Genomic DNA, 23,764 nt, shown 5'->3' on the forward strand with positions numbered 1-23,764 from the left:
ATGGGCAGATGCACGTGCACGAACGGAGGGCACGCTGCCACTAAGGGTGACGACCGTCCCCGGACCCGGGCCGCGGCGGGACCCGCAGGGCCTCGGAGACCTCCTCCAGGGAAGCCAGCAGCTGCCGCGCCGCCCCGCGCAGCACGCCCGGGTCCGGGGTGTCCCCGTCGGCCAGCGCCGTGCGAACCCCCTCCCACTCGGGCACCCGGCGCTCCCGTACCGCCTTGGCGCCCGCCTCCGTCGCCTCGCGCAGCGCCCTGGCCAGCTCGGCCGCGCCCGGCACCGGGGGCCGGGACCGGTCCGGGAAGTGCGCCTCCAGCAGCATCGCGTGGCGGCCCATCGCGGCCAGGGCCCGGCCCGCGTCCTCGGCGGCCGCCCGGGAGATCCCGCGGTGGCGCACCGGCTCCCCGGAGGCCCGGTCCACCGCCTCCTGCCAGGCGACCCGGGCGTCGCGCGCCGCCAGCAGGGTGCTCCGCACCTCCTCGCGGTCCGCCCCGGCCGGGTCCGCGTACTGCCCGAGCACCGCCGCCGCGTACCGCCCGGAGGCCGCCACCCAGTCGGCCAGCCGGGTCCGCAGCCGCGGGGTCTCCCAGGCCGGGTAGACGGCGTAGGAGATCATCGCGAGGACCCCGCCGATCAGGGTGAGCATGACGCGGTCCGGCACGGTCTGGTCCCAGCGCAGGCCGCCCATGCCCAGCAGGAAGACGACGTAGGCGGAGACGAAGACCATCGAGACGGCGTACCCGGTGCGCATGAAGGTGTACATCAGGCCCGCGCTGATGACCGCGAGCAGCCCGGACACGTACATCCCCGGGTGCGCGAGCTGGACGACGGCCGTCGCGAGGGCCACCCCGACCAGGGTGCCGCCGAAACGGGCGACGGCCCGCGTGTAGGTCTGCGTGAAATCGGGCCGCATGACCATCACGGAGGCCATCGGGGCCCAGTAGGCGTGCCCGAAGGGCAGCACGTGCCCGATGCCGTAGCCCGCGCAGGCCACGGCGGTGACCCGCACGGCGTGCCGCAGGATCGGCGACCCGGGACGCAGCTCCGCCCGTACGGCCGCCAGCACCATCGGCGCGAGCGCCGGCAGGGTGGGCCGCAGCATCGACTCCCCCGGATCGGCGGTGCGCCCCGAACCCGGCTCGGCGGTGTCGAGTACGTCGTCCAGCAGGGCGGTGAGCTTGCGCGCGGCGCGCAGCGCGGCCCCCTGGAACAGATCGGCGGTGTCCGGAGCCTTGAGCAGCGCGAGGGCCGGCGCGGGCACCCGCACCGCCTCCCCGTGCCGGATCGCGGACGCGGCGGCGTCCAGCACCGACCCGGCCGCGGCGAGCAGTTCCCGGGCCCGGTCCCGCGCCGGGCCCTCGGCCGGGGCCCCGACCGCCGGGTCCGCCAGCAGCGCCAGCACCGGGCGGATCCGCTCCGCGAGCCCGCGCGCACCGTGCAGCTCGGAGGGGCGGCGGCGGGACTGGCGGGCCGTCACGGTCGCGGCGTCGCGTGCCCTCATCAGCGGCTGCGGGTCGAAGGAGGCGACCGGGTCCTGGCGCAGGCGGCGCGCGTAGTCGGCCTCGGCGGCGAGGGCGTCGGCCAGGGCGTCGCGCTGCGCGCCCCAGCGGCGGATGGGGAACAGGACGATCAGCAGGGCCTGCACCACCCCGCCGGCGGCGATCATCGCGGCGTGCCCGGCGGCCTGGGGCACGGAGGTCGGCAGGGTGACGGTGACCAGCATGATCGCGACGTTGCCGGAGGCGATCATGCCCGCGGTGGGCCCGGCCGCCCACATCAGGCCCGCCGCGAAGCTCCAGACGGCGAGCAGCAGCAAGAACGCCAGGGTGTGCGAGGACCCGACGAGGTAGCCGATGAAGGTGGACACGGCCAGGGTCAGCCCGGCGGCGAGCGCGAGCACGGGCCGGGGCCGCCAGCTCTTCTGGAAGGTGGCGATGGCCGCCATGTAGGCGCCGAAGGCGGAACTCGCCGCCGAACCGGGCCCCAGGAAGGCCAGGCCCGCCCCGATGACGATGGCCAGCCCGACGGCGGCGCGCAGCGCGATGAGGGGTTGCAGCCGGGTCCGCTCGACCCGCAGACCGGACCGCGCGGTGTCCTTCAGCGCCCGGACCCAGCTCATGCCTCCGAGCGTAGCCCCGCCACCCCCGGAACCCGGGAGCCCAGGCGCGCACCGTCCTGCGCGTCGGGGCCGGCCCCGGGGGCGGAGTCCCCTACCCGGGGCGGGTCCGGAACCCGGGAGCCCGGGCACCCACCGCCCTGCGCGGTCGGGGCCGGCCCGGGGGGGCGGAGTCCCCTACCCGCCCTTCCACCGTTCCCCGGGCTGCGCCCGGACCCGTTTCCCGGTGCGGCGCCGTTCCCGGGGGCCGGCCCCCGGACCCCCGCTCCTCAAACGCCGGAGAGGCTGAGTTTGGCCGGCGTCGGCTGGCTGTGCGCGGGGCAGGCTGGTTTGCCGCGCAGCGGCACAATCCAGCCCCTCCGGCGTTTGAGGAGCGGGGTCTGGGGCGGAGCCCCGGGGAACGGGCGAAGGGCGGGTAGGGGACGGCCCCGCAGGGCGGCCCGCCGCCCGCCCGGGCTTCAGGTGTTCTTCAGGCTTGGCGTGATCTATGGCGCCGCTGCCCCACCACCACCGATCATCGGCCCGACGGCCCGATTTCCGGCGCCGCCCCGGCAGGCTGCCGGCCCCCACCGGAAGGCGGACACACCATGCTCAGGAACGGCCTGGAACCCTGGCACCTCGCCATCGTCGTACTCGTCTGCCTGATGCTGTTCGGATCGAAGAAGCTGCCCGAGATGGCCCGCGGCCTGGGCAGGTCCGCCCGCATCCTGAAGTCGGAGGCCCGCGCGCTGCGCGAGGAAACCCCGGCACCCCAGGCCCAGACACCGGCACCGGCCCCGGCCGAGCACTGATCCGGGGCCCGGCGGGGCCTACTGCCGCAGGGACCGCCGGCCCGCATCCGCCATGTGCGCCCGATCGGCCGCCGCCGTCCCGTCCTCCCACCCCGCGAGGTCGGTCGCCCCGCGCAGCCGGGTCGTCGTGGTCCGGGGGAACATCTCCTCGGCGCGCGAGGTGACCGCCACGTCCCGGGCGACCAGCGCCGGCAGGTTGTCGGGGGCCTCGGCCACGGTGTCGGCCACGGTGTGCTCCGCCGTCTCGGCGAGGCGCTGGCCGAGCCGGCTCGCGTAGGCCAGGAGGAAGGACTGCCGGAAGGTCTTGGTGCGCTTGCGCCCGCCCGCCCGCTGCCCGGCCTCCGCACGGGTCATGGCGGCGGTGCCCTGGACGAGCAGGGAGGTGTACAGCAGCTCCACCGCCTCCAGGTCGCTCTCGAAGCCGACGACGGTGGAGAACTCGTACGCGCTGTTCCACACGGAGCGGCACCGGTTCGCGCTCGCCACCGCGTCGAGCAGCACCGCCTTGGCCTCCTCGTACGGGGCCTCGACGCCGATCCGGCAGGCCCCGGGTATCTGCGCGGTGCCGGACTTCACCGCGAGCAGCGCCGAGTCCACGGTGTGGCGGGCCATCAGCTCCTGCGCCTTGGCGCTGAGCGCCTCCGCCTCCTCCGGGAAGGTGGTCGCCTCGGCCTTCGCGAGCAGGGCGCGGATCCGCCCGAGCATGCGCGGCTCGATGTGCGCGTGTTCGAGCACGTCGGCCGGATCCCCGGGCAGCGGCCCGACCGGCTCGATGGACGGCAGCCGGATCAGCAGCCGGAACACCTGGAGCACGGTCCCGGCGAGGCTGAACCGGTCGGTGCGCTCCCGCTGGACCAGCCGCTCCCCGTACGCGGTGTCGTCCCCCCACCACACCTCGGCGTCGGTCCACCGCTCGGGCAGCCGCGCGTAGCGCCGGGCCTCGGCGGCGATCAGGTCGCCGGCGATCCGCAGGTGCGCCTGCTCCAGGTCCCGGCGTACGAGCCGCAGCACGTCGGCGGGCCGCCACCCGCGCTCCCAGGCCTGACGCACGTACTCCTCACCGCGCGCGAGCAGCGCCTGCCCGACCCCGTCCCACCGGTCCCCCTCGGCGACGAGCACCGACGCCCCGGCATCCAGCCCGGCATCGTCCTGGTTGTACAGCGCGGCCTCGCAGGCCCGGTCGACAATGTCTCTCACCCCACCAGCTTGGCACGCCCCCCTCCCGCCTCCCTCCGAGCCGTCCGCGCCTCGACCACTCGGCGCCCTGCAAATCCAGCACCGGCCGCCGGCACATCCAGCCCCGCCGGCGTTTGAGGCGCGGGGGGTGGGGGGGGGCCCCCGGGGGGGCGGGGGCCGCCCCGGACCCCCCCCCCCCCCCCCCCCCCCCCCCCCCCCCCGCGGGGGGGGGCGGCGCGGGGGGCCGGCGCCCCCGCCCCCCGGCCCCCCCCCCCCCCCCCCCCCCCCCCCCCCCCCCCCCCCCCCCCCCCCCCCCCCCCCCCCCCCCCCCGGGCTCCGGGCAGCGCCCGGGGAACGGTGGAAGGGCGGGTAGGGGACGGCCCCGCAGGGCAGCAGCAGCGGCGCACACCTGTGCCAGCGCGCCGCGCACGGACCCTGTCAGACCCCGGTGGGACACTCGCACTCATGAGCGAGAACTCATGAGCGAGCACGAGCACACCCCCCGGTGGGCCCTCGCCGAGGACGGCGACGGCCACTGGCACGCCGCACCCCTGGACGCCCCCACGGGCGGAGCCCGCATCGCGGTCGCCGACCCCGCCGAGGCGATCCGCGCAGCCCCCGCCGGCACCCGCTGGGTCTGGCGGTCGACCCCCGCGGTGTACCCCCGCCTGCTCGCCGCCGGCGCCCGCGTGGACCGCTGCCACGACATCGAGGACGCCGAGCTGTTGCTGCTCGCCCACGAGGGCCGCCTCGGCGAACCCCGCTCCGCGGCCGCCGCCTGGGCCCGCCTCACGAACGCACCCGTACCGCCCGATCCCCCGCAGCGCGCCGCGGAGCCGGGCAGCCAGCACTCGCTCTTCGACCCCCAGCCGGCCCCCGTCCCGCTCGAGGCCCTCGTCGCCGTCCACGCCGACCAGGCGAAACGGCTCGGCGCGACCGCCCACCCCGACCGGATGCGGCTGCTCGTGGCCTCCGAGTCGGCGGCCTTCCTCGTAGCGGCCGAGATGAACCGTGCGGGCCTGCCCTGGCGGGCCGACGTCCACCGGGCCCTGCTCACCGAGCTGCTCGGCGAGCGGTACGCGGGCCGCGGGCAGCCGCGCCGGCTCGCGGAGCTGGCCGACGAGGTCTCGGCGGCGTTCGGCCGCCGCGTGCGGCCCGAGCTGGCCGCCGACGTCATCAAGGCCTTCGCGGAGGCCGGGATCAAGCTCAAGTCCACCCGGCGCTGGGAGATCCAGGATCTGGAGCATCCGGCCGTGAAGCCCCTGCTCGCCTTCAAGAAGCTGTACCGGATCTACACCGCCCACGGCTGGTCCTGGCTCGCGGACTGGGTCCACGACGGCCGCTTCCGCCCCGAGTTCATCCCCGGCGGCACCTACACCGGCCGCTGGGTCACCAACGGCGGCGGCGCCCTGCAGATCCCGAAGGTGATCCGCAGGGCCGTCGTCGCCGATCCCGGCTGGCGGCTCGTCGTGGCCGACGCCGACCAGATGGAGCCCAGGGTGCTCGCCGCGATCTCCCGCGACCCCGCCTTCATGGAGGTGGCGGGCCGCCCCGAGGACCTGTACACCTCCATCTCCCGCCAGGGCTTCTCCGGCGACCGCGACATGGCGAAGATCGCCGTGCTCGGCGCGGTGTACGGGCAGACCTCCGGGGACGGCCTGAAGAACCTGGCCGCCCTGCGCCGCCGCTTCCCCCGGGCCGTGGCCTACGTGGACGACGCCGCGAAGGCGGGCGAGGAGGGGCGGCTCGTACGGACCTGGCTGGGCCGGACCTGCCCGCCGGCGGCCGATCCGGAGGAGGCGGAGGAGGCCCCCGACGGCTGGGTGCCGAGCTACGCCTCGACCGATGCCCGGGCCCGCGGCCGTTTCACCCGCAACTTCGTCGTGCAGGGCAGCGCCGCGGACTGGGCGCTGCTCCTGCTCGCGGCCCTGCGCCGGTCGCTCGCGGAGGCGGGGATGCGGGCCGAGCTGGTGTTCTTCCAGCACGACGAGGTCATCGTGCACTGCCCCGAGGAGGAGGTCCCGGCCGTGGCCGAGGCGATCCGCGCGGCGGGCGACCTGGCCGGCCGTCTCACCTTCGGCGACACCCCGGTCCGCTTCCCGTTCACGACGGCCGTCGTGGAGTGCTACGCGGACGCGAAGTGACCCTCCAGAGCCCTACTGCCCGTACTCCGAGCCCCACTTCGGGCTGGAGGCGAGCTCCTTCAGTCGCTGCAGCGGCAGCACCGGCGCCGTCCGGGTCGCGTCCGACGACTGGGTCTCGGCGTTGAAGGCGTTCACGATCAGCCGGGTCCCGTTCGGCCGCAGTGCTTCGACGCTCCACCAGACCACGCCGGCCCCGCCCTTCTCCCCGTCCTGCTGCCGGGTCAGGACCTTCGTTCCGTCCGGCAGCGTCTCGGCGGCCGTGAACAGGTCGGCCCACGTTTCCGGGTGCTTCGGGTCGACCGTCTGGATCTGGAGGCTGACCAGCGACTTGCCCTTGCCCTCGTCGAGGACCAGGTAGCCCAGGTCGGGCCCGTCGTCGTCCCGGCTCACGACCGGGATGCCGTCCGTGCGCAGCAGTTCCTCCAGGATGTCCACCGCCTTCGCCCCCGAGCGGGCGGCCGCCCCGGGCTGCTCCTCCTGACCGGCGGCGGGCAGGTCGTTCAGGGCCGGGTGCCACAGCGGGGAGGTCACGAGCGCCTGGAGCTGCGCGATCGTGAGCGGCGGCGCCGGACGGGTGACGGGCGCGCCCTTCTCCTCCGCCGCGTTCTCCTCGTGGGCGTCCACCATGAACCCCTGCGGGGTCACGACGATGGCGCGCCAGGACTTGACGTCCGCCCGCTTGTCCGGGAACACGTAGCCCTTGTAGAGGTGCAGCCGCGAACCGTCCGCGAGCTTCTCCGAGGTGCAGCTGTCGAACTTCGTCGTGGTCCTGGAGGGGCACTTGAGCATGTCCTCGGCCCTCGCGCCCTGCGGGTCGACCCGGTGGAGGCTGAAGCCGATGCGGCTCTGGCCCTCGCCGTCGTCGAAGACCGCGGTCACCATCGGGCCGAGCTCGTCTTCCGTTCCCCGCGCCTCGGTGTTGCTGAGCGTGCCCTGCGGCAGGAGCTGCTTGAGCACCCCGGTCAGCTGTTCCGCGGAGACGGCGCCGGTTCCGACGCGGCTACGGCGCTGCGCCGGCGCCGATCCTCCCGGCGCGGGCAGCTCCGGCGAGGCCGCCACGTTCGCCCGGCCCCCGTCACGGGCGGGCCCGAGCAGCCCGCTCGCGTAGGCCCCGGCGGTGCCGATCAGGGCCAGGGCGAGGGCCGAGCCGCCGGCCATGGCGGCCCGGCGACGGGCCACCATCCGGCGGCCGCGCCGCTCCCCGGCGTCCACGAGGTCGCGGCCCTCGGAGGTGAAACCGTCACCGGTGCGCCGGAGGGCATCACCGAGCTCATCTTCAAAGGGCATGCGGAATCAGGCCTTCCGTTCACAGGGATCATGGGATGAGAAAAGCGGAAACGGTGCACACACGAGCGGACCGGGTCTCAGCGCCCCGCGAACTCCGCGAGCGAGCCGCCCAGTTGCTCCCGCAGCCGGCTCAGCGCACGCGAGCTGCGGGTCCGTACCGCCGCCGAGCTGACGTTCATCACGTCGGCGGTCTCCTCGACGCTGCGGTCCTCCCAGTACCGCAGCACCAGGACCGCCCGGTCCTTGGCCGCGAGCCGCCCCAGCGCCTCCAGCAGGGTCAGCCGCAGCGCGGGATCGCCGCCGGCCGGTGCGCCCGCGTCGGGGAACTCATCGACCGGACGCTCCCCCGCCGACCGGCGGCGCTGGTGCGTCAGGAAGGCGCGCACCAGGACGGTGTGCGCGTACGCCGCCGGATTGTCGATCCGCGCGACGCGTGCCCAGAGCAGGTACATCCGCCCGAGGGTCTCCTGTACGAGATCCTCCGCGAGGTGGGTGTCACCGCTCGTCAGCAGACAGGCCGACCGGTACAAGTGCGCCGACCGGCCCTCCGCGAACTCGCGGAACCCCTCTCTGCGTCCGTACCCCATCCGCTCCCCCTCGCGTCCGTCTCACTCCAATGACGCGACGGGGGCCCAGAATGTTTCAGCCGACCTCAAACTCCTTCAGGAGCAGTCCCCGAGAGGTCGTGGAGGTCGTTGAAGTACATGTGGAACTCCTCGCGGACGAAGCCCTCCGCCTCGTACAGCCCCTGCGCGACGAGGTTGTCGTACGCCGTCTCCAGCTGCACGCCCGAGACCCCGGCCTCCCGCGCCCGGCGCAGCACCTCGCGCAGCAGCGCGCGGCCCGCGCCCGTACGGCGGCCGGCCGGGGCCACGTACAGGTCGCCCAGCAGCCAGGCGGGCTTCATCGCCAACGAGGAGATCATCGGGTAGACCTGTGTGAAGCCGACCGTGCCCGCACCCGGGACCTCGGCGAGCAGGATGAAGGAGTCCCCGCCCGCCAGCCGCTCCGCCAGGAAGGCCCGCGGCCGCTCCGGGTCCTCGACCTCCACCTCGTAGAACTCCAGGTAGCCGCGGAAGAGCTCGGCGGCGATGTCCAGATCCGCCTCGCCCGCCTCGCGCAGGACCACCTTGCCCCCTTCGGCCGCGGATCCGGCCTCCACGGCTTCGCCCTGCGTCGTCCGACCGTTCATATCGCTCTCCTCGTCCACTCCCGCGCCGCCGGTCCCATTGTGCGCGGGGGCTCCCCGCCCACCGGCGCCGCCCTGCGCCACGGGGGCCCGGCAGGGCGGGACCGGCCCCGCGACGGAACGCGCGCCGGCGGAGACGGTCAGTGGCTCTCGTCCCCGGTGACGGGCTGGGCCGGGAGGGTGTAGACGTGCTGCGGGGTGACGATCCTGGTGATCGCCTCGCCGAACAGCGTGCTCGGCTCCTGGCCCTCGGCGGAGATGTCGGTGTTGAGCAGGACGACCAGGGTGGCCTTGGACCGCGCGTCGTAGACGGCCAGGGTCTGGTAGCCCGGGATGGAGCCGTTGTGCCCGATCCACCCCTGGACGTTGAAGATCCCCAGTCCGTAGCCGGTGCCCGGCAGGGCCGGTACGACATCGAGCCGCTCGGCCTGGGTCGCGGGGGTGAGCAGCTCACCGGTGGCCAGCACCTCGGCCCACCGCCGCAGGTCCGGGAGGTCGGAGATCATCGCTCCGGCGGCCCAGCCCCAGGAGGGGTTCCAGTCGGCCGCGTCCTCGACCTTCCCCGAGGCCGTCTGGTCCGTATAGCCCTGGGCGTGCGGGGCCGGGAACTCGGCGCCGGTCGGGAAGAGGGTGTTCTTCAGCCCGGCCGGCTCGATGACGTTCTTCGTGATGTAGTCGGCGAGCGTCCGCCCGCTGATCTTCTCCACGACGAGCCCGATCAGGATCAGGTTGGTGTTGCAGTAGTCGAACTTCGCGTTCGGCTCGAAGAGCACCGGGTGCTTGAAGGAGTAGGCGAGCAGTTCCTGCGGGGTGAAGGGCCGCCGGGGATCGCTGGTCAGCGCCTTGAATAAGCCCTCGTCGGCCGAGTAGTTGAAGAGGCCGCTGCGCATGCCGGCCAGCTCGCGCAGCGTGATCCGGTCGCCGTTCGGCACGCCGTCGATGTACTTCCCGATGGGGTCGTCCAGCCCGATCTTGCCCTCGTCGACGAGCTTCAGCATCGCGGTCACGGTGAAGGTCTTGGTCTCGCTGCCGATCCGCATGTTGAGGCCGTCCGTCATAGCCGCCCCGGTGGCCTTGTCGGCCACGCCGAAGGCCCGTACGTACGCTCCCTTGCCCGGCGCCGACAGGGCCACCTGCACCCCGGGCACGTGGGCCTCGTCCATCACCTTCCGGACGGCATCGTCCAACTGCCGCGCCACGGCCGGACTGAGCTGCGGAAATACATCGGATGCGGCGGCCTGACTGCTCGCCGCCGGTGGTGCCGGCACGTCCACGGCGTACCCGGCACCGGCCCCCACGGGCACCATCAGGAGGAGCCCCACCGCGGCCACCCCCACAGCCGCCCTGCGCAACCGTGTCGTGCTCACCCGTCCAACGTAGCCCCGCCCACGGAACCGGGCGACCGGGAGACCGGGGCGTCTCGGTACGTGTGCGGCTCAACTCGCCTGGTAGGCGCGGAGGAAGGTGCCCACGCCGCCTGCGATCAGGTGGTCGGTCTGCTCCCGCGAGAGGGGCAGGACCCCGTAGTGCGAGAGCTGCACGATCGAGTGCGAGGTCAGCGCCATGAAGTGGGCGCCCGCCAGCATCGCGTCGCCGCGTACGTCGATCAGCCCGGCCGCGTCGAGGCCGGCCATCGCGTCCGCGAGGGCGCGGGACACCGGGCCGGGGCCGGCGTTCGCCCAGGCCTCCAGCACCTCCGGCGGCACGTGGTCGGCCTCGGCGTGGATGTGGCGCACGAGGGCGAAGTGGTCGGCGTAGTCGGTCATGAGCCCGATGACCCGGTGGGCGAAGGCGACCAGGTCCCGCTCCAGGTCCTCGGGGCGGGGCGGGCGCTCGGGGTTCAGGACGGCTTCGATCTGGGCGATCTGGGCGTCGCGCACCTGGCCCGAGGTCCAGGTGACGACGGTGGCGAAGAGCATCGCCTTGCCGCCCGGGAAGTGGTTGTAGAGCGTGCGGGTCGAGACGCCGGCCGCGGCGGCGAGGGCGTCGACCGAGGCGCGGGTATAGCCCTCGCGGCCGAAGACCCCGCAGGACGCGCTCGCGATGGCGAGCTGCTTCTCCAGCTTCTTGGCGCTGGTTGCAGCGGTTCCAGTGGTTCCGCTCGTTCCATTCGTTCCGGCGTTCACTTGACCTCCACTCGAGAAGTACAACATTCGTTGCACTTTTTACAACGCCCGTTGTACTTTACCGGAGGAGCGGCCGCACCGAGCGACCGCCCCGCCGACGAGGGGACCCTGCCGCCATGCCCACCACCGCTTCCACTCCCGCCTCCGCCTCCGCTGCGCCCGCTCCCGCTCCCGTTCCCGCTTCCGCGGACGCTCCACTGCGCGTCGCCGTCATCCTCGGCAGCGTCCGCGAGGGCCGGCAGGGCCCCGCCGTCGCCGACTGGTTCCTCGGCGCCGCGCGCGCCGTCGGCGGCCTGGACCTCGACCTCATCGACCTCGCCGACGTCGACCTGCCGCTGGCCATGCCCGGCTGGGGCGGTTCCCCGGGCCCGCAGGCGGCCGCCGCCCTCGCGGAGGTCAGCCCGCGGCTGGCCGCCGCCGAGGCCTTCGTCATCGTCACCCCCGAGTACAACCACAGCTTCCCGGCCGTACTGAAGAACCTCATCGACTGGCACCGCGAGGAATGGCGCGCCAAGCCGGCCGGCTTCGTCTCCTACGGCGGCCTCGGCGGCGGCCTGCGCGCCGTCGAGCAGCTCCGGCTGGTCTTCGCCGAACTGCACGCCGTGACCGTCCGCGACTCCGTCAGCCTGCACGGGCCGTGGTCCGGACTCGGCCCGGACGGCGTTCCGCGCGACACCGCCGTGGCCGAAGGCGCGGTCAAGGGCATGATCGGCCAGCTGGCCTGGTGGGGACGGGCCCTGCGCACCGCCCGCGCCGACCACCCGTACCAGGGCTGAGGGGGCGGCACGAGGATGCGTACGACCCTGAAACCCGGCGGGCCCGCCCCCACGGCCACGCGCGGCTCCCCCGCCGCGGCATCCGACGCGGTGCTCCTGCGGCGCACCGCGGGCGTGGTCATCGTCGGCTCCGTCATGTCGGTGCTCGACATGACCATCGTCAACGTCGCCCTGCACCGCCTCTCCGAGGCCTTCCACGCACCCCTGGCGACCATCCAGTGGGCCGCCAGCGCGTACACGCTCGCGCTCGCCGCCGTCATCCCGGCCTCGGCCTGGGCGATGGGCCGCTTCGGCGCCAAACGCACCTACCTGGGCGCCCTCACCCTGTTCTCGCTCGGATCGCTGCTCGCCGCCTGCGCCTGGAGCGCCGGGAGCCTGATCGCCTTCCGCGCGGTACAGGGCCTCGGCGGCGGCCTGCTCATGCCCGTCGGCATGGCCATGGTGATGCGCACGGCCGACCCGGCCCGGCTCGGGCGGGTCATGGCCCTGCTCGGACTGCCCATCATCGTCGGGCCGGTGGCCGGCCCGGTGCTGGGCGGCTGGCTGGTCGACTCCGCGTCCTGGCAGTGGATCTTCCTGGTCAACCTGCCCGTCGGCGCCGTGGCCCTGCTGCTCGCCGCGAAGCTCCTGCGCCCCGACGCACCGGGCGACCCGTCGGCCGCGCCCCGGCTCGACGTACCCGGCCTGCTGATGCTGTCCCCCGGCCTCGCCCTGCTCCTCTAAGGCCTGGCCCGCGGCGGGGAGGGCGGCACCTTCAACGCGCCCGACGCCCTGTTCCCCACCCTGGCCGGCGCCGTCCTCGTGGCCGCCTTCGCCCGCCGGGCCCTGACCGCCCGGAAGCCGCTGCTCGACCTGCGGCTGCTGGGCGACCGCACCTTCCGGGCGGGCATCGCCACCCTCACCCTCTTCACCTGCGGCTACTTCGGCTCCATGCTGCTCGGACCGATGTACTGGCAGCAGGGCCGCGGCATGACCGCCACGGCGGCCGGCCTGCTGGGCGCACCGGCCGGCCTCACCGTAGGGCTGGTCATGCAGATCGCCTCGCGCCGCGTGGACAAGGTCTCCCCGCGCCGCCTGATCCGCACCGGCATCGCGGTGGGCGCCCTGGGCATGGCCCTGACCGCCCTCCAGGCCGGATCCCCGGATTCGGCGCCCTGGCGCTTCGTCGCCGCCTCGGTCGTCATGGGGATCGGCGCCGGCATGGTCCTGATGCCGACGATGACCACCGCGAGCCGTGACCTCCCCAGATCCCGGATGACCGCGGCGAGCACCCTCCTCAGCATCAACTCCCAGATAGGCGCCTCGGTGGGCACGGCCCTCCTCTCGGTCACCCTGACCACGACAGGCACCACCCCACAAGGCTTCCGCACCACGTACGCCCTCGCAGCAACCCTCCTAGCCCTGGCCCTCCTCCCGGCATCCCGCCTCCCCACCCACCACCCCTGACGCTCCGCCCTCCCCCGACCACCAGGAAGCGCGCACCCAGCGCGACGAACAGCGCGGCCAAGCCACCGCCGAGAATGCCGGCAAGCCCCGAACCCCACAGGCAGGCCTCTGAGACCAGAAAGGAGACCGGGCAACCCGGCCGGCAACCGGCCCGCACACGGGTCCCGTCGAGCCCCGTCGGGGCATGAAAAAGCCCCAGGTCACGGCGAGTGAGTCCTGGGGCTAATCCGAGCCGCCTTCGGGATTCGAACCCGAGACCTACGCATTACGAGTGCGTTGCTCTGGCCAGCTGAGCTAAGGCGGCACCGCTGGGAAGACGAGGACTTCCCTGGCGGGAGGCTCTCATCAGCAGCGGGCCAAAGTCTACAGGGTTAAACGGGGTGCCCCGAACAGGGGGCGGTGGCGGGGGTCAGCACTTCTTGCCGTCCTCGGGGGCGGTGCCTTCCAGGAGGTAGCGGTTGATCGCGGAGTCGATGCAGTCGCTGCCCCGGCCGTACGCCGTGTGGCCGTCGCCGTCGTAGGTGAGCAGGACGCCCGAGTCGAGCTGGCCCGCCAGGGCCTGGGCCCACTTGTACGGGGTCGCCGGGTCGCGGGTGGTGCCGACCACCACGATCGGGGCGGAGCCCTTCGCGTGCAGGGCCTCGGCCGTGCCGGTGGCCTTCGTCGGCCAGTACGTGCAGTTCATCGAGGCCCAGGCCAGGCCCGCGCCGAAGACCGGAGAGGCCTTCTCGAAGGAGGGCAGCGCCTTCTCGACCGCACCGGGCCCGGTGAAGGCCGCGGGCTGGTCGAGGCAGTTGACGGCGGCGTTCGCCGACATGAGGTTGGCGTACTTGCCGTCCGGCCCGCGCTCGTAATAGCTGTCGGCGAGGGCGAGCAGCCCGTCGCCGTCGCCCTCCTTGATCGCGGAACCCAGGGCCTCGCGCAGCTGCGGCCAGGAGTTCTCGTCGTACAGCGCGGCGATCACCCCGGTCGTCGCCAGCGACTCGCCGAGCGCGGTGCGCGACCGGTCGGACGTGGTGATCGGCTGGGCGTCGACCTTCTGGAAGAAATCCTTCAACCGCCCCGCGACCTGTTCCGGGGTGCCCTGGCCGAGCGGGCAGTCCGGCTGCTTCGCGCAGTCCGCGGCGAAGGCCCGGAAGGCGGTCTCGAAGCCCTCCGTCTGGTCCCGGTTCAGTTCGAGCGCGGGCCGGGAGGGGTCCATCGCCCCGTCCAGGACCAGCCGTCCGGTCCGGCCGGGGAAGAGGTCGGCGTACGTCGCCCCGAGGAACGTGCCGTACGAGGCTCCGACGTAGTTCAGCTTCTCGTCGCCCAGCACCGCACGCAGCACGTCCATGTCACGGGCGGCGTCGACCGTGGACACGTGCGGCAGGACCCGCTGCGAGTGCGCCTGGCAGGCGGCCGCGAACTCCTTGAAGGCGGCCACCAGCAGGGCCTGCTCCGCAGCCGAGTCCGGCGTCTGGTCCACCTGGGTGTACTTGTCCATCGCCGGGCCGTCCAGGCACTCCACGGGACTGCTGCGGTCCACGCCGCGCGGGTCGAAGGAGACCATGTCGTACGCGGCGCGCACCGGCGCCGGGTAGCCGATGCCCGCGTACGCCTGGAGGTAGCCGATGCCCGAGCCGCCCGGTCCGCCCGGGTTCACCACGAGCGAGCCGAGCCGCTTGGAGGGGTCCGTGGCCTTGCGGCGGGACACCGCGATGTCGATGTCCCCGGCCCCGGGGTTCTCGTAGTCCAGCGGGACCTTCATGGTGGTGCAGTCGAAGCCGGGCACACCGCACGCGCGCCAGGTCAGCTTCTGGTCGTAGTACGGGCGCAGCGCGGCCGGGACGGCGGCCGGCTCGGCCGACGGCGCCTTCGAGGCCCCGCCGGAGGACGCGGCGGCGCGGGGTGTTCCCGAACCGCCCGAAGTGCACCCGGAGAGCAGTAGCCCCGCGGCGGCGATCACGGTCCCGGTGGTGCGCAGCAGGCGACTGGTGTCCATTCCCGGAGCCTACGGCCTGCGGGCAGACCCGGGGCGGTGCCACCCGCGCCGGGCAGCGGGCGGCCGCCCGGGCACGGGGCGCCGCCCCGCACGGACCGGCGGCGTCTGCGGCCCGCCGCCCGGACCCCTCGAACGGGTGAGGCCGTCAACCCGAGTCGCAGCCCCCGCGTCAGCCCGCGCGCAGCGACATCGTCATCGCCTCGACGGCGAGCAGCGGGGCGACGTTGCGGTCCAGCGCCTGCCGGCACGCGATGATCGCCTCGATCCGCCGCAGCGTGCGCTCCGGGCCCGACTCGCGGGCGATCCGGTCCAGGTCGTGCCGTATCTCTTCGTTCGCGATGGCCAGTGCGGAGCCGAGCTGGAGGGCCAGCACGTCCCGGTAGAAGCCGGTGAGGTCGGTCAGGGCCAGGTCGAGGCTGTCGCGCTGCGTACGGGTACGCCGGCGCTTCTGCCGGTCCTCCAGCTCCTTCATCACGCCCGCCGTACCGCGCGGCATCCGTCCGCCCGTGCCCGCTCCGGCGCCGAGCGCTGCCCGCAGCTCCTCGGTCTCCTTGGTGTCGACTTCCTCCGCGACCTGCTTGGCGTCCTCCGCGGCGGCGTCCACCAGCTCCTGCGCCGCCTTCAGGCAGTCGCCGACGTCGGCCACGCGCAGCGGCAGCCGCAGCACGGTGGTGCGCCGTGAACGGGCCGCCTCGTCGGTGGCGAGCCGGCGGGCCCGGCCGATGTGCCCCTGGGTGGCGCGGGCGGCGGCCTGCGCCACGGCCGGCTCGATGCCGTCGCGCCGCACCAGTACCTCGGCGACGGCGGACACCGGCGGGGTGCGCAGCGAGAGGTGCCGGCAGCGGGAGCGGATGGTGGGCAGCACGTCCTCCAGCGAGGGGGCGCACAGCAGCCACACGGTCCGCGGAGCGGGCTCCTCCACGGCCTTGAGCAGGACGTTGCCCGCGCCTTCCGTCAGCCGGTCGGCGTCCTCCAGGACGATGACCTGCCAGCGTCCGACGGCCGGGGAGAGCTGCGCCCGGCGTACCAGGGCGCGGGTGTCCTTCACACCGATGGACAGCTGATCGGTACGGACGATCTCCACATCGGCGTGCGTACCGATCACGGTGGTGTGGCAGCCGTCGCAGAACCCGCAGCCCGGCTCCCCGCCCAGGGCGCGGTCCGGACTGGTGCACTGGAGCGCGGCCGCGAAGGCGCGGGCGGCCGTGGCCCGTCCCGAACCGGGCGGGCCGGTGAACAGCCAGGCGTGCGTCATCTTGGAGGCGGCCGGCGGCGGGCTCCCCGCTTCGATGGCGGTGACCAGGGCGTCGGCGTCGACCGCGGCGGCGGCCAGCTGCGTCTGGACCCGCTCCTGTCCCACCAGGTCGTCCCATACGGGCATCCCGCCCACCACCTTTCCCTCGCGTGCCGTCCGTACCCTGCGTGCCGTCTGCTCACCCAGTGTGGCGGCTCCCACTGACAATCCCGGCCCGCTCACACCACCGCCACCGCCACCGGCGGTCAGCGGCCGTCAGCGGCGGCGCGGCCCCCGGCCCTGGTCGTCCTCGTCGTCCCGGCGCGGTCCCAGCAGCTCGTCCGCCAGCGTCGGCAGATCGTCCAGCGGAGTCTCCTCCGCCCAGTCCGAGCGGGGCCGGCGCGGCCGGCCGTCCTCGGTGAGCTGGGGCAGTTCACGGGTCGCCTCGTTGCCCGAGTCGCGGAAGATGCCCGGCGGGACCCGGTCGGCCGGGTTCTCCTCGGGGCGCTGGGCGGTCGGCCGCGACGCGGAGTACGAGGCCCGGGGCGCCGCCGGCCGCGTCGCCGCGGCCTCGCCCGCGCCCGTGGGGCGTACGGGCGGCAGCACCGCGGTCTCATCGGCCGGACCGCTCCCGCGTACGGGCGGCAGGACCGCCGTCTCGTCCGCCGGACGGGTCGCGCGTACGGGCGGAAGCACCGCCGTCTCGTCCGCCGGACCCGCCGCGGGGGCGGGACGGGCCGCCGGATCCGCCTGCGGGACCGGGACCGTCTGGGTGACGTCGTCCGGCTGCACGACCCGCTTCACGAACGGCGTCTCGACCGTGACGGCCTCGTCGTGGTGCGGCTCCTTGCGCAGGTCGGCCTTGGGCGCGGAAGCCGGATCCGCAGCGGGAGCCGCGGGCGCAGCCGCAGGAGCCGCCGGCACGGACGCCGAAGCAGCCGCCACCGAGGCAGCAGCCGCGGCAGCCGCGGACTTCGCCGCCGCCTCGGCCGCCGAGGCCTCGGCCAGCCGCCGCGCCTCCTCGGCCTTCAGCAGGGCCTCCTCGGCCCGCCGCTGCTTCTCCAGGCGGCGCTCCTCGGCCTCGGCGCGCAGCCGGGCCTCCTCCTGCGCCTGCTGGCGCAGCCGCTCCTGCTCCACCGCGCGGGCCTTCTCCTCGGCCTCCCGCCGCAGCCGCTCGGCCTCGGCCCGCGCACGGGCCTCCTCCTCGGCGCGCAGCCGGGCCTCCTCCGCCTTACGGGCGGCCTCCGCCTCGGCCGCGATCCGGGCCTCCTCGGCCTCGCGGACCTTGCGGGCCTCTTCCTCGGCCAGCAGCCGGGCTTCCTCCGCCTTGCGCGCGGCCTCTTCCTCGGCCTTGCGCCTGGCTTCCTCGATGGCGAGCCGACGGGCCTCCGCCTGCGCGGCCACCTCGGCCTCCGACAGGGGGAGCATCCGGTCCAGCCGGTGGCGCACGACGGTGCTGACCGACTCCGGGTCCTGGCCCGCGTCGACCACCAGGTAGCGCCCCGGGTCGGCCGCGGCCAGGGTCAGGAATCCGGCGCGCACCCGCTGGTGGAACTCCGCGGGCTCCGACTCCAGCCGGTCCGGGGCCTCGGTGAACCGCTCCCGGGCCGTCTCCGGCGACACGTCGAGCAGCACGGTCAGGTTCGGTACGAGCCCGTCGGTGGCCCAGCGCGAGATGCGGGCGATCTCGGTCGGGGACAGGTCCCGGCCGGCGCCCTGGTAGGCGACCGAGGAGTCGACGTAGCGGTCGGTGATGACCACCGCGCCGCGCTCCAGGGCGGGCCGTACGACGGTGTCCACGTGCTCGGCGCGGTCGGCCGCGTACAGCAGGGCCTCGGCGCGGTTCGACAGGCCGGCGGAGGACACGTCGAGCAGGATCGAACGCAGCCGCTTGCCGACCGGGGTGGCCCCGGGCTCGCGCGTGACGACGACCTCGTGGCCCTTGGCCCGTATCCAGTCGGCCATGGCCTGCACCTGGGTGGACTTGCCTGCGCCGTCGCCGCCCTCCAGGGCGATGAAGAACCCGGCGTCGGACGCGGCCTGCACCGGCTCCCCGCCCCGCAGCGCCTCGCGCAGGTCGCGGCGCAGCGGTACGCCGCTGCGGTCGTCGGCCTTGGCCAGGACGATGACGGCGACCGGCAGCAGCAGGGCGCCGACCAGCATCAGGGTGAAGGCCGCGCCACCGTGGGCGAAGACGACCTCGCCGGCGGCCAGCCGGTGCGGTCCGATCAGGGCGGCGAGCAGCGGGGCGGCCACGGCCCCGACGGCCACGGCGACCCGGACGACGGCCTGCAGGTGCTCGGTGACCCGGGCCCGGCGGAACTCCTCGGTCTCCTGGTCGAGCAGCGTGTGCCCGGTGTTCGCGGCAACGCCCGCGGCGGTGCCGGCGAGCAGCGAGAGGAACACCACCGTCGAGGTGTCCGGCACCAGCCCGGTCAGCAGCAGCGCCAGCCCGGCCACCCCGACGGCCAGCGCCAGCAGGCGGCGCCGGGACAGGGAGGGGAGCACCTTGCCGGCCTGGGTGGCGCGGATGCCGAGGGCGGTGCCGCCGAGCAGGGCCAGTACGAACAGCGAGAACGCGGCCGCTCCGCCCCCCAGGTCGGTGGCGTGCAGGACGGCCACGGCGGCGGCCGAGGCCACGGCTCCGGCGACGGCTGCGCAGACGAGGACGAGCAGCGGGATGGCCCCGGTGCGCCCCTTCTCCGGCCGGTCCCCCGCCTTGGGGGCGCGCAGGCCCTCCAGCGGGGAGCGCGGACGCGGGGTCTTCGTCGCGGGCAGCACGAGCGGGAGCAGCAGCGATACGGAGGCGGCGAACAGCCCGGAGGCCACGTACGAACCCAGGGCCGCCTGGTTCTCGGCGAACCAGCCGATGCCCAGGCCGAGGGCCTTGCCGATCAGCGTCGAGGCGAGGAGCGCGGTCGCGGCGATCGGCAGCGCGGCGAAGGCGGTGCGCAGGTTCAGCCGGCGCAGGGCGTCGAGGTGGTCGGGCAGCGGCCGGACGGTCGCGCCCTCCGGCGGCGGCCCCGGCAGCAGGCCGGGCGCGGCGCTGTCCTTGGCCAGCACCCACATCCGCTCGGCGGCGCCGGAGACGAACACGGTGGCGAGCAGGGCGGTGACCGCGTTCTGCCCGATCCAGTCGAGCCAGAGCGGGGCCACGACGAAGAGGCCGAGCCGCAGTCCGTCGGCGCCGATCATCGTCCAGCGGCGGTCCAGCTTGCCGCCGGGGGCCGTGAGCTGGGACAGGGGGCCGAGGAGGACCGCACCGAAGAGGACGGTGGACAGCACGCGGACGCCGAAGACGGCGGCCACGGCGAAGGCCCAGCCGGTGTAACCACCCCCGAAGGGTTCCTGGTCCACGGCCGCCTGGAAGACCAGGAGCACCAGGACCAGCAGGGCGAGGGCATCGCCGATGCCGCTCACCAACTGCGCGCTCCACAGACGGCGCAGCCCCGGGGTGCGCAGCAGGGCGCGCACCGCACGCTCGCGGGAATCCGCGGCGAGGGCTTCGTCGTAGGTGGGGGCGGGGTCGGCGGTGGCGGTCACGACCGTTGGCTGCTCGGCTCGCGTCATCCGCCCAGCCTATCCGCTGCGCTTGGCGGGTGCGGAGGGCTGTGGACAAGGTCCGGTGTGACCCCCGACCCACCTCCCGGGGGCTCCGCCCGCGGGGTCCGTGCCGCCGCTGCGCGGGGCATGTCCCCTACCCGCCCTTCCACCGTTCCCCGGGCTCCGCCCGGACCCGGGAAGATCTTGGGGCTCCGCCCCGGACCCCGGTCCTCAAGCGCCGGACGGCTGAACAGCACGAAGCGGGGCCCGCGCGCAGTGCGCGGGCCCCGCTTCTGCGACTACTCGTCGCTTCTGTGACTACTCGTCCGCCGGAGCGGCCGCCGCCGTCTTCTTGGCGGCCGCCTTCTTGGCGGTGGCGGTGGCGGTGGTCTTCTTCGCCGCCGTCGCCTTCTTGGCCGTCGTCGTCTTCTTGGCGGCAGCGGTCTTCGTCGCCGTCGCCTTCTTCGCCGGGGCCTTCTTCGCGGGAGCCTTCTTGGCCGTCTTCTTCACCGGACCCTTGGCACGCTTCTCCGCGAGCAGCTCGTAGCCCCGCTCGGGCGTGATGGTCTCGACGTCGTCGTCCCGCCGCAGCGTGGCGTTCGTCTCGCCGTCCGTCACGTACGGGCCGAACCGGCCGTCCTTGACGACCACCGGCTTCTCGCTGACCGGGTCCGTGCCCAGCTCCTTCAGCGGCGGCTTCGCAGCCGCACGCCCCCGCTGCTTCGGCTGCGCGTAGATCGCGAGCGCCTGCTCCAGGGTGATGGCGAAGAGCTGGTCCTCGGTCTCAAGCGACCGCGAGTCCGTGCCCTTCTTCAGGTACGGGCCGTAGCGGCCGTTCTGCGCGGTGATCTCCGCGCCCTCCGCGTCCACGCCCACGACCCGGGGAAGGGACATCAGACGCAGGGCGTCCTCGAGCGTGACCGTGTCCAGGCTCATCGACTGGAACAGGGAGGCCGTCCGCGGCTTCACCGCGTTCTTGCCCGTCTTGGGCGTGCCCTCGGGCAGGATCTCGGTCACGTACGGCCCGTAGCGGCCGTCCTTCGCGACGATCTCGTTCCCGCTGACCGGGTCCTTGCCGAGCTCGAACTCGCCGCTCGGCTTGGCGAAGAGCTCCTCCGCGTACTCGACCGTCAGCTCGTCGGGGGCCAGCTCCTCGGGGACGTCCGCCCGCTGGTGGCCCTCGGAGTCCTTCTCGCCGCGCTCCACGTACGGCCCGTAGCGGCCGACGCGCAGCACGATGCCCTCGCCGACGGGGAAGGAGGAGATCTCCCGGGCGTCGATCGCGCCCAGGTCGGTCACCAGTTCCTTCAGACCGCCGAGCGCGTCGCCGTCGGCCGGCACGACCTCGGTCGCGTCCTCCGCGCCGAAGTAGAAGCGCTTGAGCCACGGCACGGACTGGGCCTCGCCCCGCGCGATGCGGTCGAGGTCGTCCTCCATCTTGGCGGTGAAGTCGTAGTCGACGAGCCGCCCGAAGTGCGTCTCCAGCAGGTTGACCACGGCGAACGACAGGAAGGACGGCACGAGGGCCGTGCCCTTCTTGAAGACGTACCCGCGGTCCAGGATCGTGCCGATGATCGATGCGTACGTCGACGGGCGGCCGATCTCCCGCTCTTCCAGCTCCTTGACCAGCGAGGCCTCGGTGTAGCGGGCCGGCGGCTTGGTCGAGTGGCCGTCGACCGTGATCTCCTCGGCCGACAGCGCGTCGCCCTCGGCGACCTGCGGGAGGCGCTTCTCACGGTCGTCGAGCTCGGCGTTCGGGTCGTCCGCGCCTTCGACGTAGGCCTTCATGAAGCCGTGGAAGGTGATCGTCTTGCCGGACGCGCTGAATTCGGCGTCGCGGCCGTCGGCCGACCGGCCGCCGATCTTGACGGTCACCGAGTTGCCGACCGCGTCCTTCATCTGGGAGGCGACGGTGCGCTTCCAGATGAGCTCGTACAGGCGGAACTGGTCGCCGGTCAGCCCGGTCTCGGCCGGGGTGCGGAAACGATCACCCGAAGGACGGATCGCCTCGTGCGCCTCCTGCGCGTTCTTGACCTTGCCCGCGTAGACGCGGGGCTTCTCCGGCAGGTACTCGGCCCCGTAGAGCTGCGTGACCTGCGCGCGCGCCGCCGACACCGCGGTGTCGGAGAGCGTGGTGGAGTCGGTACGCATATAGGTGATGAAGCCGTTCTCGTACAGCTTCTGCGCCACCTGCATCGTCGCCTTCGCACCGAAGCCGAGCTTGCGCGAGGCCTCCTGCTGGAGCGTCGTCGTACGGAACGGGGCGTACGGGGAGCGGCGGTACGGCTTGGACTCGACCGACCTGACGGCGAACGAGGTCTCCGCCAGCGCCGCGGCCAGCGCCCGGGCGTTCGCCTCGTCGAGGTGCAGCACCTCGCTCTTGAGCTGCCCGGTCGAACCGAAGTCGCGGCCCTGCGCCACGCGCTTGCCGTCCACCGTGTTCAGGCGGGCGACCAGCGTGGAGGGGTCGGAGGCGTCACCGGTGCGGCCGGTGGCGAAGGTGCCGGTCAGGTCCCAGTACTCGGCCGAGCGGAAGGCGATGCGCTCGCGCTCCTTCTCGACCACCATGCGGGTGGCCACCGACTGGACGCGGCCCGCCGACAGCTTCGGCATGACCTTCTTCCACAGGACCGGCGAGACCTCGTAGCCGTAGAGGCGGTCGAGGATGCGGCGGGTCTCCTGGGCGTCGACCATGCGCTGGTTGAGCTCGCGCGGGTTGGCGACGGCGTCGCGGATCGCGTCCTTGGTGATCTCGTGGAAGACCATCCGGTGGACGGGGACCTTGGGCTTGAGGACTTCCTGCAGGTGCCACGCGATGGCTTCGCCCTCGCGGTCCTCATCGGTGGCGAGGAAGAGTTCGTCGGACTCGGCCAGCAGCTCCTTGAGCTTCCTGACCTGGGCCTTCTTATCCGCGTTGACGACGTAGATCGGCGCGAAGTCGTGTTCGACGTCCACACCGAGACGGCGGACCTCACCGGTGTACTTGTCGGGAACCTCGGCCGCGCCACTCGGGAGGTCGCGGATGTGCCCGACGCTCGCCTCGACGACGTATCCGGGGCCGAGATAGCCCTTGATCGTCTTCGCCTTGGCAGGGGACTCGACGATGACGAGTCGGCGGCCGCCCTTTGCGGTCTCGCTAGTCGGGGACAACTTGGCTCTTCTCTCCGGTCGGCACTCGGTCGCAGTACGGCGACGCTGCGGAGTGTGACGGTACAACCCGCCCCCGTGTCAAACGGCAGAAGCCCGCAACGGCCACTCGAACGGTAACCCGACAAGTGCCATTTCTGCCGCCCGGATGCCGCGCCGGGCCCTGCGCACTCACCGGGCAGAGTGGCCGAAGGGCCGTCTGGCCCCGCCTCCGGACCCCTCCTCACGTCGCTCTTTGCCCCGTGAGTACGATCCTGCGCGCATTCCGGACGACCGGGCGAAACCCGGCGCGCCACCGGAGCCCGGGCGACATCCGGCCGATCGGCCGGAGCCACGCACCGCGATCCGCACCGCGGCCGGCCCGAGGCGGCCGCCACTCCGGGGGCGACACGCCCTCCGGTTTCACCGCCCCGGCGTCACGGCCGCCCGAGGCACCAGACCCCGAGGACCAGCGAGACCCCGCCGGAGAGCAGGGCCACTGGTACGGCCACGACGGGGCGCACGCCCTCGGCCACCGGCGCACCGCGCAGGGCGCGCGCCCCCGTCCACGCCAGCAGAGCGGCCCCGAACAGCAGGAACACGGCCGCCGCGAAGATCGCCGGACCGTGCTCCATGCCGCTCACCTCATCCCCCGGGCCGCTCCCGGGATCCCCCCGGATCCCGCTGAACCGGAGGATTCCAGCCCCGGGGAGACATCAGGCGAACCTGGGGTTACATCCCGGCTCCGGCTGCCCGACGGCCCGGCGGCCCACCGCTGCGCGCCCCCCGCGCACCACCGCGCACCACCGCGCATTGCCGCGCACCG

General features: G+C 74.1%; 17 protein-coding genes and 1 tRNA gene. 5 read left to right on the plus strand and 13 right to left on the minus strand.

Features of this window, described 5'->3' with window-relative positions:
• Window positions 1-40 precede the first annotated feature (40 nt).
• Window positions 41-2,122, minus strand: coding sequence for an FUSC family protein (locus tag ACIA8F_RS22175; RefSeq protein ID WP_399381080.1), 2,082 nt, complete (start codon window positions 2,120-2,122; stop codon window positions 41-43).
• A gap of 584 nt (window positions 2,123-2,706) precedes the next feature.
• Here ACIA8F_RS22175 and tatA point away from each other — a divergent pair.
• A complete protein-coding gene (gene tatA, locus ACIA8F_RS22180) occupies window positions 2,707-2,910 on the plus strand; it encodes a Sec-independent protein translocase subunit TatA (protein WP_399381082.1) in 204 nt (67 codons plus the stop codon).
• A gap of 18 nt (window positions 2,911-2,928) precedes the next feature.
• Here tatA and ACIA8F_RS22185 read toward each other — a convergent pair whose 3' ends face one another.
• On the minus strand, window positions 2,929-4,107 hold the full coding sequence (locus tag ACIA8F_RS22185) for a DUF2786 domain-containing protein (protein WP_399381084.1): 1,179 nt from the start codon (window positions 4,105-4,107) through the stop codon (window positions 2,929-2,931).
• A gap of 458 nt (window positions 4,108-4,565) precedes the next feature.
• On the opposite strand from ACIA8F_RS22185, the gene ACIA8F_RS22190 reads away from it, so the two are divergent.
• Window positions 4,566-6,230, plus strand: coding sequence for a bifunctional 3'-5' exonuclease/DNA polymerase (locus ACIA8F_RS22190; RefSeq protein ID WP_399381086.1), 1,665 nt, complete (start codon window positions 4,566-4,568; stop codon window positions 6,228-6,230).
• A gap of 12 nt (window positions 6,231-6,242) precedes the next feature.
• Here the strand turns inward: ACIA8F_RS22190 and ACIA8F_RS22195 are convergent, their stop codons facing one another.
• The 5 genes from ACIA8F_RS22195 to ACIA8F_RS22215 all read right to left on the minus strand — a co-directional run bounded on the left by ACIA8F_RS22195 (window position 6,243) and on the right by ACIA8F_RS22215 (window position 10,832).
• A complete protein-coding gene (locus ACIA8F_RS22195) occupies window positions 6,243-7,517 on the minus strand; it encodes a hypothetical protein (protein ID WP_399381088.1) in 1,275 nt (424 codons plus the stop codon).
• A 77-nt stretch (window positions 7,518-7,594) separates the two neighbouring features.
• Window positions 7,595-8,104: a SigE family RNA polymerase sigma factor gene (locus ACIA8F_RS22200; RefSeq protein ID WP_399381090.1), complete on the minus strand. Its 510-nt coding sequence runs from the start codon at window positions 8,102-8,104 to the stop codon at window positions 7,595-7,597.
• 65 nt (window positions 8,105-8,169) lie between these two features.
• Entirely contained in the window at window positions 8,170-8,709 is a 540-nt protein-coding gene (locus ACIA8F_RS22205) for a GNAT family N-acetyltransferase (protein ID WP_399381092.1), read from the minus strand.
• A 137-nt stretch (window positions 8,710-8,846) separates the two neighbouring features.
• Window positions 8,847-10,013: a serine hydrolase domain-containing protein gene (locus tag ACIA8F_RS22210; RefSeq protein WP_399381276.1), complete on the minus strand. Its 1,167-nt coding sequence runs from the start codon at window positions 10,011-10,013 to the stop codon at window positions 8,847-8,849.
• 129 nt (window positions 10,014-10,142) lie between these two features.
• Window positions 10,143-10,832 (minus strand): TetR/AcrR family transcriptional regulator, encoded by a 690-nt coding sequence (locus ACIA8F_RS22215; RefSeq protein ID WP_399381093.1) that lies wholly within the window; start codon window positions 10,830-10,832, stop codon window positions 10,143-10,145.
• Between the two features lie 116 nt (window positions 10,833-10,948).
• Between ACIA8F_RS22215 and ACIA8F_RS22220 the strand changes: the two genes are divergently transcribed.
• The 3 genes from ACIA8F_RS22220 (at window position 10,949) to ACIA8F_RS22230 (ending at window position 13,054) form a co-directional block, all read left to right on the plus strand.
• Window positions 10,949-11,608, plus strand: coding sequence for an NADPH-dependent FMN reductase (locus ACIA8F_RS22220; RefSeq protein ID WP_399381094.1), 660 nt, complete (start codon window positions 10,949-10,951; stop codon window positions 11,606-11,608).
• Window positions 11,609-11,623: 15 nt separating this feature from the next.
• Entirely contained in the window at window positions 11,624-12,331 is a 708-nt protein-coding gene (locus ACIA8F_RS22225; RefSeq protein ID WP_399381096.1) for an MFS transporter, read from the plus strand.
• A 78-nt stretch (window positions 12,332-12,409) separates the two neighbouring features.
• Window positions 12,410-13,054, plus strand: coding sequence for an MFS transporter (locus ACIA8F_RS22230; protein WP_399381098.1), 645 nt, complete (start codon window positions 12,410-12,412; stop codon window positions 13,052-13,054).
• A gap of 230 nt (window positions 13,055-13,284) precedes the next feature.
• Here ACIA8F_RS22230 and ACIA8F_RS22235 read toward each other — a convergent pair.
• From ACIA8F_RS22235 to ACIA8F_RS22260, 6 genes are all read right to left on the minus strand, one after another.
• Window positions 13,285-13,358, minus strand: a tRNA-Thr gene (locus tag ACIA8F_RS22235).
• Window positions 13,359-13,463: 105 nt separating this feature from the next.
• Entirely contained in the window at window positions 13,464-15,035 is a 1,572-nt protein-coding gene (locus ACIA8F_RS22240) for an alpha/beta hydrolase (RefSeq protein WP_399381100.1), read from the minus strand.
• 169 nt (window positions 15,036-15,204) lie between these two features.
• Entirely contained in the window at window positions 15,205-16,416 is a 1,212-nt protein-coding gene (locus ACIA8F_RS22245) for a DNA polymerase III subunit delta' (protein WP_399381102.1), read from the minus strand.
• A 129-nt stretch (window positions 16,417-16,545) separates the two neighbouring features.
• Window positions 16,546-19,839, minus strand: a complete 3,294-nt coding sequence (gene tmk, locus ACIA8F_RS22250; protein ID WP_399381104.1) for a dTMP kinase — start codon at window positions 19,837-19,839, stop codon at window positions 16,546-16,548.
• Between the two features lie 291 nt (window positions 19,840-20,130).
• Window positions 20,131-22,962, minus strand: coding sequence for a type I DNA topoisomerase (topA, locus tag ACIA8F_RS22255; RefSeq protein WP_399381106.1), 2,832 nt, complete (start codon window positions 22,960-22,962; stop codon window positions 20,131-20,133).
• 413 nt (window positions 22,963-23,375) lie between these two features.
• Complete coding sequence (locus ACIA8F_RS22260) at window positions 23,376-23,573, minus strand: hypothetical protein (protein ID WP_399381108.1); 198 nt, start codon at window positions 23,571-23,573, stop codon at window positions 23,376-23,378.
• Window positions 23,574-23,764: the final 191 nt, after the last annotated feature.

The organism is Streptomyces sp. NPDC051563, assembly GCF_044454225.1.
Taxonomy (GTDB): Bacteria; Actinomycetota; Actinomycetes; order Streptomycetales; family Streptomycetaceae; genus Streptomyces.